The sequence below is a fragment of the Neisseria subflava genome (assembly GCF_024205705.1).
Taxonomy (GTDB): domain Bacteria; phylum Pseudomonadota; class Gammaproteobacteria; order Burkholderiales; family Neisseriaceae; genus Neisseria; species Neisseria subflava_D.
Genome location: NZ_CP073115.1, coordinates 2,113,023 through 2,124,789 on the forward strand (window position 1 = coordinate 2,113,023; position 11,767 = coordinate 2,124,789).

An 11,767-nucleotide genomic window follows, 5' to 3' on the forward strand; every position below is an offset into this window, starting at 1 on the left:
TTAATCGGTATAAATGGTGATGACTGAATCAGTCAGTAAGCTTTTATCTTTGAAGTTCTTCAAATGATAGAGTCAAGCCTCACGAGCAATTAGTATGGGTTAGCTTCACGCGTTACCGCGCTTCCACACCCCACCTATCAACGTCCTGGTCTCAAACGACTCTTTAGTGTGGTTAAACCACAAGGGAAGTCTCATCTTCAGGCGAGTTTCGCGCTTAGATGCTTTCAGCGCTTATCTCTTCCGAACTTAGCTACCCGGCTATGCAACTGGCGTTACAACCGGTACACCAGAGGTTCGTCCACTCCGGTCCTCTCGTACTAGGAGCAGCCCCCGTCAAACTTCCAACGCCCACTGCAGATAGGGACCAAACTGTCTCACGACGTTTTAAACCCAGCTCACGTACCACTTTAAATGGCGAACAGCCATACCCTTGGGACCGACTACAGCCCCAGGATGTGATGAGCCGACATCGAGGTGCCAAACTCCGCCGTCGATATGAACTCTTGGGCGGAATCAGCCTGTTATCCCCGGAGTACCTTTTATCCGTTGAGCGATGGCCCTTCCATACAGAACCACCGGATCACTATGTCCTGCTTTCGCACCTGCTCGACTTGTCGGTCTCGCAGTTAAGCTACCTTTTGCCATTGCACTATCAGTCCGATTTCCGACCGGACCTAGGTAACCTTCGAACTCCTCCGTTACTCTTTGGGAGGAGACCGCCCCAGTCAAACTGCCTACCATGCACGGTCCCCGACCCGGATTACGGGTCTGAGTTAGAACCTCAAAGACACCAGGGTGGTATTTCAAGGACGGCTCCACAGAGACTGGCGTCTCTGCTTCAAAGCCTCCCACCTATCCTACACAAGTGACTTCAAAGTCCAATGCAAAGCTACAGTAAAGGTTCACGGGGTCTTTCCGTCTAGCAGCGGGTAGATTGCATCTTCACAACCACTTCAACTTCGCTGAGTCTCAGGAGGAGACAGTGTGGCCATCGTTACGCCATTCGTGCGGGTCGGAACTTACCCGACAAGGAATTTCGCTACCTTAGGACCGTTATAGTTACGGCCGCCGTTTACTGGGGCTTCGATCCGATGCTTGCACATCTTCAATTAACCTTCCAGCACCGGGCAGGCGTCACACCCTATACGTCCACTTTCGTGTTAGCAGAGTGCTGTGTTTTTAATAAACAGTCGCAGCCACCTATTCTCTGCGACCCTCCAGGGCTTACGGAGCAAGTCCTTAACCTTAGAGGGCATACCTTCTCCCGAAGTTACGGTATCAATTTGCCGAGTTCCTTCTCCTGAGTTCTCTCAAGCGCCTTAGAATTCTCATCCTGCCCACCTGTGTCGGTTTGCGGTACGGTTCAATTCAAACTGAAGCTTAGTGGCTTTTCCTGGAAGCGTGGTATCGGTTACTTCATGTCCGTAGACACTCGTCATCACTTCTCGGTGTTAAGAAGACCCGGATTTGCCTAAGTCTTCCACCTACCGGCTTAAACAAGCTATTCCAACAGCTTGCTAACCTAACCTTCTCCGTCCCCACATCGCATTTGAATCAAGTACAGGAATATTAACCTGTTTCCCATCGACTACGCATTTCTGCCTCGCCTTAGGGCCGACTCACCCTACGCCGATGAACGTTGCGTAGGAAACCTTGGGCTTTCGGCGAGCGGGCTTTTCACCCGCTTTATCGCTACTCATGTCAACATTCGCACTTCTGATACCTCCAGCACACTTTACAATGCACCTTCATTGGCCTACAGAACGCTCCCCTACCATGCCAGTAAACTGGCATCCGCAGCTTCGGTTATAGATTTGAGCCCCGTTACATCTTCCGCGCAGGACGACTCGACCAGTGAGCTATTACGCTTTCTTTAAATGATGGCTGCTTCTAAGCCAACATCCTGGCTGTCTGGGCCTTCCCACTTCGTTTACCACTTAATCTATCATTTGGGACCTTAGCTGGCGGTCTGGGTTGTTTCCCTCTTGACAACGGACGTTAGCACCCGCTGTCTGTCTCCCGAGGAACCACTTGATGGTATTCTTAGTTTGCCATGGGTTGGTAAGTTGCAATAACCCCCTAGCCATAACAGTGCTTTACCCCCATCAGTGTCTTGCTCGAGGCACTACCTAAATAGTTTTCGGGGAGAACCAGCTATCTCCGAGTTTGTTTAGCCTTTCACCCCTATCCACAGCTCATCCCCGCATTTTGCAACATGCGTGGGTTCGGTCCTCCAGTACCTGTTACGGCACCTTCAACCTGGCCATGGATAGATCACTCGGTTTCGGGTCTACACCCAGCAACTGTTCGCCCTATTAAGACTCGGTTTCCCTACGCCTCCCCTATTCGGTTAAGCTCGCTACTGAATGTAAGTCGTTGACCCATTATACAAAAGGTACGCAGTCACACCACAAGGGTGCTCCCACTGTTTGTATGCATCAGGTTTCAGGTTCTATTTCACTCCCCTCCCGGGGTTCTTTTCGCCTTTCCCTCACGGTACTGGTTCACTATCGGTCGATGATGAGTATTTAGCCTTGGAGGATGGTCCCCCCATATTCAGACAGGATTTCACGTGTCCCGCCCTACTTTTCGTACGCTTAGTACCACTATTGAGATTTCGAATACGGGACTATCACCCACTATGGTCAAGCTTCCCAGCTTGTTCTTCTATCTCGACAGTTATCACGTACAGGCTCCTCCGCGTTCGCTCGCCACTACTTGCGGAATCTCGGTTGATTTCTTTTCCTCCGGGTACTTAGATGGTTCAGTTCTCCGGGTTCGCTTCGCTTATCCTATGTATTCAGATAAGGATACCTCCTAAGAGGTGGGTTTCCCCATTCGGACATCGCGGGATCATAGCTTTATTGCCAGCTCCCCCACGCTTTTCGCAGGCTTACACGTCCTTCGTCGCCTATCATCGCCAAGGCATCCACCTGATGCACTTATTCACTTGACTCTATCATTTCAAGAACCTCTTTGACTTCGTCTGCCTACCCGTTGACTAGGGAAGCAAACTTGAAATTCCTACTTTGATAAAGCTTACTGCTTTGTTGTGTCTTAATCCTGCCTTTTGTGTTTCAGGATTAAGTCGATACAATCATCACCCAAATACTGTGTTTGTTTTCTTTTCTCTTGCGAGAGATTTTTTATCCTTTGCAAAGAACAAAAAATCAAAACAAACTCATTGTCTTTGTTTGTTGATTTCGGCTTTCCAATTTGTTAAAGATCGATGCGTCGATATTTCACTTCGCAAATCAAAATAAGCTGCTAAGTATAGCAGGCTTCCTTTGATTTGTAAAGTTCTTGGTGGAGGCAAACGGGATCGAACCGATGACCCCCTGCTTGCAAAGCAGGTGCTCTACCAACTGAGCTATGCCCCCGTTCTTGGTGGGTCTGGGAGGACTTGAACCTCCGACCCCACGCTTATCAAGCGTGTGCTCTAACCAGCTGAGCTACAAACCCGGATTCTCTTCTTAAGCGAATCTTGTCTTCACTCAAGCTTTTCTCTTCCGCATCTTTTACAGTTTACCGATAAGTGTGAATGCATCAGACCTCTTCTTTCTCTAGAAAGGAGGTGATCCAGCCGCAGGTTCCCCTACGGCTACCTTGTTACGACTTCACCCCAGTCATGAAGCATACCGTGGTAAGCGGGCTCCTTGCGGTTACCCTACCTACTTCTGGTATCCCCCACTCCCATGGTGTGACGGGCGGTGTGTACAAGACCCGGGAACGTATTCACCGCAGTATGCTGACCTGCGATTACTAGCGATTCCGACTTCATGCACTCGAGTTGCAGAGTGCAATCCGGACTACGATCGGTTTTGTGAGATTGGCTCCACCTCGCGGTTTGGCTACCCTCTGTACCGACCATTGTATGACGTGTGAAGCCCTGGTCATAAGGGCCATGAGGACTTGACGTCATCCCCACCTTCCTCCGGCTTGTCACCGGCAGTCTCATTAGAGTGCCCAACTAAATGATGGCAACTAATGACAAGGGTTGCGCTCGTTGCGGGACTTAACCCAACATCTCACGACACGAGCTGACGACAGCCATGCAGCACCTGTGTTACGGTTCCCGAAGGCACTCCTCCGTCTCTGGAGGATTCCGTACATGTCAAGACCAGGTAAGGTTCTTCGCGTTGCATCGAATTAATCCACATCATCCACCGCTTGTGCGGGTCCCCGTCAATTCCTTTGAGTTTTAATCTTGCGACCGTACTCCCCAGGCGGTCAATTTCACGCGTTAGCTACGCTACTAAGCAATCAAGTTGCCCAACAGCTAATTGACATCGTTTAGGGCGTGGACTACCAGGGTATCTAATCCTGTTTGCTACCCACGCTTTCGAGCATGAACGTCAGTGTTATCCCAGGAGGCTGCCTTCGCCATCGGTATTCCTCCACATCTCTACGCATTTCACTGCTACACGTGGAATTCTACCTCCCTCTGACACACTCTAGTCACCCAGTTCAGAACGCAGTTCCCAGGTTGAGCCCGGGGATTTCACATCCTGCTTAAGTAACCGTCTGCGCTCGCTTTACGCCCAGTAATTCCGATTAACGCTCGCACCCTACGTATTACCGCGGCTGCTGGCACGTAGTTAGCCGGTGCTTATTCTTCAGGTACCGTCATCAGCTGTCGGTATTAGCAACAGCCTTTTCTTCCCTGACAAAAGTCCTTTACAACCCGAAGGCCTTCTTCAGACACGCGGCATGGCTGGATCAGGCTTGCGCCCATTGTCCAAAATTCCCCACTGCTGCCTCCCGTAGGAGTCTGGGCCGTGTCTCAGTCCCAGTGTGGCGGATCATCCTCTCAGACCCGCTACTGATCGTCGCCTTGGTAGGCCTTTACCCCACCAACTAGCTAATCAGATATCGGCCGCTCGAATAACGCAAGGCCCGAAGGTCCCCTGCTTTCCTCCTCAGAGAATATGCGGTATTAGCTAATCTTTCGATTAGTTATCCCCCATTACTCGGTACGTTCCGATATATTACTCACCCGTTCGCCACTCGCCACCCAAGAAGCAAGCTTCTCTGTGCTGCCGTCCGACTTGCATGTGTAAAGCATGCCGCCAGCGTTCAATCTGAGCCAGGATCAAACTCTTATGTTCAATCTCTAACTTATAACTTCTGGTCTGCTTCAAAGAAACCGACAGGACAATGTCTAAAACATCATCTTGTCTGTCTTTCAAACAGTGTGAGGCCTAATGCACTCACACTTATCGGTAATCTGTTTTTTAAAGAGCGAATCGAATTATACAGTACATTTAGCAAATGTCAACTAAAATTATCGAAAATTTTAACTAACTGTGTTATACTGTCTGCTTCGTTTTCTTCACCGCGTCAGCAGCGAAGAACCGAACTATACGCCTCACAATAAAACCAGTCAACACCTTTCGCAAAATTATTTTCAGAAATTTAACCACCGCCCTGTTTTAACAGGGTTTTTATTTTATAAAAAAACTCCAACAACCTTTCTACACAATCCATACATACAAAAAAACACAAAAAAAGGCCGTCTGAAATTTTGGTTTCAGACGGCCTTTTTTATGGTTTCTATTTATCCAATACGTTGAAGGACAATTTCTAGGACGAATTTGCTGCCTACATAGGCAAAAATCAGACTGACAAATCCGACAATAGTCCAAACTGCGGCTTTTTTACCCCGCCATGCGGTCATGCTGTGTTTCAACAATAATGCGCCATAAATCAGCCACGACATAATACTGAAGATGGTTTTATGCGTGAAGGTCATGGGTTTGCCGAAAACGGCTTCGGCAAAAAACGTACCGCTGATAACGGAATAGGTCAATAAAATGAAACCTGCCCACATACCTTGGAACATGAGTTTCTCCAAACTCAATAAAGGTGGCAAGAAGCTGACCAATGCAGAAAAACGGCGTTTGTGCAGATTGCGGTCGAGCAAAAGGATCAGGATGGCAAATAAGGTAACGATGCCAAACAGTCCGTATGCGAGCAATGATGATGCAATGTGCGACAGCGGCAATAAGTCTACAATTTGACGGCCTGAAAAATCTCCCGGGAAAAGGAAACCCAACAATAAGGTCAATGCGGCACAGGGATACAATAAGAGTTGCACTCCGCGCAGACAATAAAAGAAGCTGCCCAAACAGTACATCATCAGCATCAGCCAAACTATCAGGCTGAGCGAATAACCAAAACCGGTAATCAATACCCTATCCTGCAATACAGGGAACATCAATGCTGCGCCATGTACCAATAATGCGCCGCTCAAAATCAGCAGTTCGGTTTTCAGCGGGTAAGACTTATTATTGTGCTTTTTATGTTGCAACCAGGAAAATGCGCCCAATCCGGCATACACCAGCATAAGGCAGATTAAGACAATCGGCATAAATATCTTTCTCAATAGACATGTGAACACTAGACGGACAGCCGGCAGGGTTTCAGACGGCCTTGGTGTCGTGTTTGTGTTCTTGAAGCATAACTTCGGACTATCGTGTAAAATAATCCGAATTTTATTTTAACAAAGAATGCCCTGTATTGGGCAGCTATTCTCATTATCAAGGATAAGTATGTTAGACAACCTGACCAACCGCTTCAGCAAGGTACTTAAAAATATTCGCGGCCAATCAACGCTGACCGAAGACAATATTAAAGAAGCCTTGCGCGAGGTTCGTCTTGCCCTGCTGGAAGCCGACGTTGCATTACCCGTCGTTAAAGAATTCGTCAACACAGTCAAAGAACAGGCTCTTGGCCAAGAAGTCGTCGGCAGCCTGACGCCTGACCAAGCCTTTATTGGTGTGGTCAACCAAGCCTTAGTCGAATTGATGGGCAAGGAAAACAAAACACTGGATTTATCGGTTTCACCGCCTGCCATCGTTTTAATGGCCGGTTTGCAGGGTGCCGGTAAGACAACAACCGTCGGCAAACTCGCCCGCCTGCTGAAAAACGATCAGAAGAAAAAAGTCTTAGTGGTATCTGCCGACGTTTACCGCCCTGCCGCGATTGAACAGCTGCGTCTGTTGGCCGAACAGGTCGGCGTGGACTTTTTCCCATCCGATACCAACCAAAAACCGGTTGAGATTGCAACTGCCGCCGTCGATTACGCCAAAAAACATTTTTACGATGTCTTGATGGTCGATACCGCCGGCCGTTTGGCAATCGATGAAGAGATGATGAACGAAATCAAAGCGCTTCATACGGCGGTCAACCCGGTTGAAACTTTGTTCGTTATCGATGCCATGTTGGGTCAGGATGCAGTAAACACTGCTCAAGCATTTAATGAAGCCCTGCCGCTGACCGGTGTCGTATTGACCAAGATGGACGGCGACTCGCGCGGCGGTGCGGCATTGTCCGTACGCCATGTAACCGGCAAACCGATTAAATTTATCGGTGTCGGCGAAAAAATCAACGGCCTCGAACCTTTCCACCCCGACCGTCTTGCCAGCCGTATCCTCGGCATGGGCGACGTATTAACCCTGATTGAAGACGTTCAAAAAGGTATTGATGAAGAAGCCGCCGCCAAAATGGCGAAAAAGCTGCAAAAAGGCAAAGGCTTTGACCTCAATGACTTTAAAGAACAAATTCAGCAGATGCGCAATATGGGCGGCTTGGAAAACCTGATGTCGAAAATGCCGGGCGAACTGGGCCAAATATCGAAACAAATCCCCGAAGGAACGGCTGAAAAAGCGATGGGCAAAGTAGAAGCCATCATCAACTCGATGACCCCTAAAGAACGCGCCAACCCTGCCCTGCTCAAAGCCAGCCGCAAACGCCGTATTGCGATGGGTGCAGGTACAACCGTGCAGGAAGTGAACAAATTGCTCAAACAGTTTGAACAAATGCAACAAATGATGAAGATGTTCAGCGGCAACGGTTTGGGCAAACTGATGCGCTTGGCCAAAGGCATGAAGGGAATGAAAGGCATGTTCCCGGGTTTGTAAGCCGATTTGACCGAAAACGCCGTCTGAAATTTCAGACGGCGTTTTGTTTTGTATTCAAATTTAAAACCATAAGGCTTTAAGCAACCATTTATTCTATAGATCCTAAATATAAAAGGCCGTCTGAAATCCTATTTTCAGACAGCCTTTGCTCATTCAACCTTTAAATTATTGCGGCTTCTTCTGCTCTTCGCGTACTTTGTCCACCAACTGATCAATCGTGGTCATGCCGGACTGCCAGTCTTTAAATTCGACTTGGTATTTGCCACCGACAATAACGGTCGGCGTGCCGCTGATTTGGAATTTATTGGTCAACTCTTCCATTTGAGCCGCACGCGCTTGGCTTTCAGGAGCTTCAAATGCAGCCAATACTTTTTTGCCGTCAAACGCTGTTTGCTCGGACAGCCATTTTTTCAGGGTATCGGTATCGGCCAAGTTGATTTTTTGGTTAACCATCGCATCGAAAATATGGCTGTTGGCTTTATCTGATTCACCGGCCATTTCCACTGCGGCCGCCAAACGTGCCAAAGGTTTCATTTCGTCACCCCACACGACATGCTCCCGGCGCATATAGGTATCGTCTTTAAACGTTTTGATGTGCTCGCTCAAGACAGGCTCAAGATGGGCGCAATGCGGGCAGAAGTAGCCGAAGAATTCCAATACTTCGATTTTGCCGGCCTGCTGTTGCGGAATCGGATTGGACAATACGGTGTAATTGACACCTTCGGTCAATGCGGCAGGGGCTGCCGGAGCGGATGTGTTGCTTTGGGCGCTGTCTGCTGGAACGCTGGTTTCCGCCTGTTTGCCGCAAGCGGCCAATGCCAACAGGGTTAATGAGGTCAAGGCTAAGGTTTTCAGTTTCATAGGTATCTCTTTACATTCAAATCAATGGGCGGATTTTATGGCATTTTGTTGGAGGCGTGTTCAATTTGAGTGAAAAAATGTGTTTAGTTTTATTTCAGTCTTTATAAAAGGCCGTCTGAAATATGGCTTAGATCATAGCCTTATTTTCAGACGGCCTTTGCCTGATTTCATCAGAAACGGTAATTTACCCGAGCAGTATAGCCGCGCGGATTACCCGGCATGGCATCCGAACGCCAATATTTTTGATTGAGCAGATTGGCCGCGGCAAAGGTAACGTTAACATTTTTATGGTTCCAGCCGAGCATAGCATCAACCCGGGCAAAGCCTGGAAGCGTGGTAACTTCTTTATTTCTTGAGTCGTAACCGTAGCGTTTGCCCGTACCGGTTACACCGATTTCGCCGTAGAGGTTTTCGGTTGGTGTGTAACGGAAAAACAGGTTGCCGGTAACGTTGCTGGTGTTATTCAAATGGATGCCCACTCGGTCGGGATTGTCTTTGTCTTCAACGACTTTCGCCTGCATCACGCCCAACGAACCGCGCAGATAGAGTTTTTTGGGAATGATTTGCCCGATGGCGGACAATTCCACGCCACGCGAACGATGTTTACCGCCGACTGCCCAAGTATAGGGATCATTTTGCGCGTCGGGGCGGTAGCGGATATTGAAGCGTTCGATTTGGTAGGCGGACAATGTGGTGCTGAGGCGGTCGTCCAGCCAACTGCTTTTGACGCCGGTTTCGTATTGGCGGGTGTACTCGGGATCGGCGTTGAACACGGCGGAAGACGAAATGTCGATGCTCAAATAGCCGCGTCCGCCATAAGGTGCGAAGCCTTTGTTATACGAGGCGTAGAGCGTGTGGGCGGGCGTTACGTTCCACACTGCGCCGATGTTGGGGCTGAATGAGTGACCGCTGTATTGGCGGCGGCTGCCGGTGAGTTTGTTTTCGGAATTAAAGGTGTACTTGTCGTAACGACCGCCGAGGACGAATTTCAAATCGGGCGTGGCGGAGAAGATGTTTTGCACAAAGATGCCGTAGGAGTCGGCTTTGTGGCGGTTTTGGGTCAGAATAGGCTGCAATCTACCCGAAGCCGGCCAGCTTGCGCGGTCGTAAGGGTCGATGGAGGCAGTAAAAGCGCTGCTGTAACCCAATGTCGGGTTGCGGTTTTCGCGGCTGTAATCCATGCCTACGGTCATGTGGTTTTCAAAACGGCCGATGTTGTAGTCGCCGTTGAGTGTGAAGTTGGACGACAGGGTTTTGTTGTCGGTTTGCTGCCAGGCGTAGTTGCGTTTGATTCGGCTGCCGTTTTCGCTGCCTGCATAGAAATGGTCGAAATCCTGCGCCGCCGTGCGGTGGGCGAGCTGCCATTGGGCACGCCATTTGTCGTTGAAGGCGTATTCGAGGTCGGAACGCCAAACTTGCAGCTTGTCTTTGACAAAATCGTTCGGGTGGGCAAAACCCATGCGGTAAGGCAGTCCGAAGCGGTCGTACACGGATTTGGTCGGGCTGCGGTCGGGCGTGCGCTCCACATTGTCGTAGGTGTATTGCCCCGTCCATTTCAAGCCGTTGTCGAGTTTGACGGTAATGCTGGGCGAAACCATGACGTTTTTGCTGTCTATACCGCTGCGGAACGAATTGGCGCGCCCGACTTCGCCGGTGAGGCGGATGGCGACGTTTTTGTTCAGCACTTCGTTAATGTCCATATTCAGGCTGCGGTTTACCCACGATCCATAAACCGCACCGATGTTGCGGCTTTGTTTGAAGTTGGCGTATTTGCTGACCATGTTGATGACGCCGCCGCCGTTGGTGCGGCCGTAAAGGACGGAAGACGGGCCTTTCAGGATTTCCACGCGCTCGATGTTGGCGGTGCTGCGGCGGACCTGCCCGCTTTCACGCACGCCGTCACGGTAAATATCGGATGCGTCGGCTTGAAAGCCGCGCAGGAAAATGCTTTCGCCGCGCATATCGTAGGCAGCGTCGATGCCGGCGTTGCCTTCAAGGATAGAACTCAAATCGTTCGTGCCGTAATTTTTGTTTTTCTGGATATTGAGCGTATCGACGGTTTGCGGCGTTTCTTTAATGAGCTGTCCGTTGCGGGTAACGGCGGCTTCGTCGTAGTTGATGTAGCCTTTGAGTACGCTGGTATCGGACTGTCCGACCACAGAAACAGTGGGCAAAGTAGCGGTGTAATGTTCACCATTGTCCTGCGTATCGGCGGCAGCAACAGGGAAGGAAGCGATAATCAGCGTGGGTAATAAAGCCAAATGAAATGGTATTTGCATTTTTATACTCAATTTAACGAAACAACCGAATTATATTGCTTCAAAAAGAAATGAGAATAGTTTCTTTTAATTATATTTAACATGATATTTGTAAACAAAGGCCGTCTGAAATACATATCGGTTTCAGACGGCCTTCGTTTATTAATATTAATAGATACTGCTACACTACTTACTCAACAACATTTCCTGCATCAGCTTCATGCCCCATTGCCAGCCGCCGAGTGCGCCGTTTAACCGGCCGGAATGCGGCGATTGAAGCAGGCGTGCATGCCAGCGGTCAGCCTGTTCTTGCGCCCAATCGCGTGGCGTGCCGTTTGTTTCGGCAATAACCAGCGCTGTACGGCAAGGGCAGCGGACGCGCTGGAACGTATGGATTTCGTCTTCGGGAAAAGCTTCTGGACGCGGCGAGACCAAAATAATATTGGTCAGGCGTTTTTGCGTCATGATGTCGGCTTGATACAACCATGCCAAAAATGCGGATACGCCGGCACCATGAGCTACAACGGCAATACTTCTGCTGACGATATGCTCGAAGGCCGTCTGAATGGCGTGTTGCCATTCGGAAATGGTTTGCCGACTATCGGCTTCGGCAGTTTGAACAATCGGATAGCTAACCGCCCAGCGATCTATCCACATTTCTGCTTCATCCGCATCGCGTATCAGAAACAGTGCCATTTCTTCGAGTTCGAAGCTCTGCATTTCAGA

The 11,767-nt window shown here is 49.4% G+C and carries 5 protein-coding genes, 2 tRNA genes and 2 rRNA genes; 1 reads left to right on the forward strand and 8 read right to left on the reverse strand.

Annotated features, from left to right (window positions below; translation table 11 throughout):
- Positions 1-68: 68 nt before the first annotated feature.
- The 5 genes from KCG54_RS10160 to KCG54_RS10180 form a co-directional block, all read right to left on the reverse strand.
- Positions 69-2,956 (reverse strand): 23S ribosomal RNA (locus tag KCG54_RS10160).
- A 348-nt stretch (positions 2,957-3,304) separates the two neighbouring features.
- Positions 3,305-3,380: transfer RNA gene (locus tag KCG54_RS10165), tRNA-Ala, on the reverse strand.
- A 5-nt stretch (positions 3,381-3,385) separates the two neighbouring features.
- Positions 3,386-3,462: transfer RNA gene (locus KCG54_RS10170), tRNA-Ile, on the reverse strand.
- A 105-nt stretch (positions 3,463-3,567) separates the two neighbouring features.
- Positions 3,568-5,108 (reverse strand): 16S ribosomal RNA (locus KCG54_RS10175).
- The 16S and 23S rRNA genes sit together here with 2 tRNA genes alongside, the layout of an rRNA operon.
- Positions 5,109-5,557: 449 nt before the next feature.
- Positions 5,558-6,370 (reverse strand): cytochrome C assembly family protein, encoded by an 813-nt coding sequence (locus KCG54_RS10180; protein WP_254324106.1) that lies wholly within the window; start codon positions 6,368-6,370, stop codon positions 5,558-5,560.
- A 181-nt stretch (positions 6,371-6,551) separates the two neighbouring features.
- Between KCG54_RS10180 and ffh the strand changes: the two genes are divergently transcribed.
- Entirely contained in the window at positions 6,552-7,922 is a 1,371-nt protein-coding gene (gene ffh / locus KCG54_RS10185) for a signal recognition particle protein (protein WP_070645238.1), read from the forward strand.
- A 165-nt stretch (positions 7,923-8,087) separates the two neighbouring features.
- On the opposite strand, the gene KCG54_RS10190 is transcribed toward ffh, so the two are convergent.
- From KCG54_RS10190 to KCG54_RS10200, 3 genes are all read right to left on the reverse strand, one after another.
- Complete coding sequence (locus KCG54_RS10190; protein WP_003749428.1) at positions 8,088-8,783, reverse strand: thiol:disulfide interchange protein DsbA/DsbL; 696 nt, start codon at positions 8,781-8,783, stop codon at positions 8,088-8,090.
- Positions 8,784-8,953: 170 nt separating this feature from the next.
- Entirely contained in the window at positions 8,954-11,062 is a 2,109-nt protein-coding gene (locus KCG54_RS10195) for a TonB-dependent receptor (RefSeq protein WP_254324107.1), read from the reverse strand.
- Positions 11,063-11,227: 165 nt separating this feature from the next.
- Positions 11,228-11,761 (reverse strand): alpha/beta hydrolase, encoded by a 534-nt coding sequence (locus KCG54_RS10200; RefSeq protein ID WP_254324108.1) that lies wholly within the window; start codon positions 11,759-11,761, stop codon positions 11,228-11,230.
- Positions 11,762-11,767: the final 6 nt, after the last annotated feature.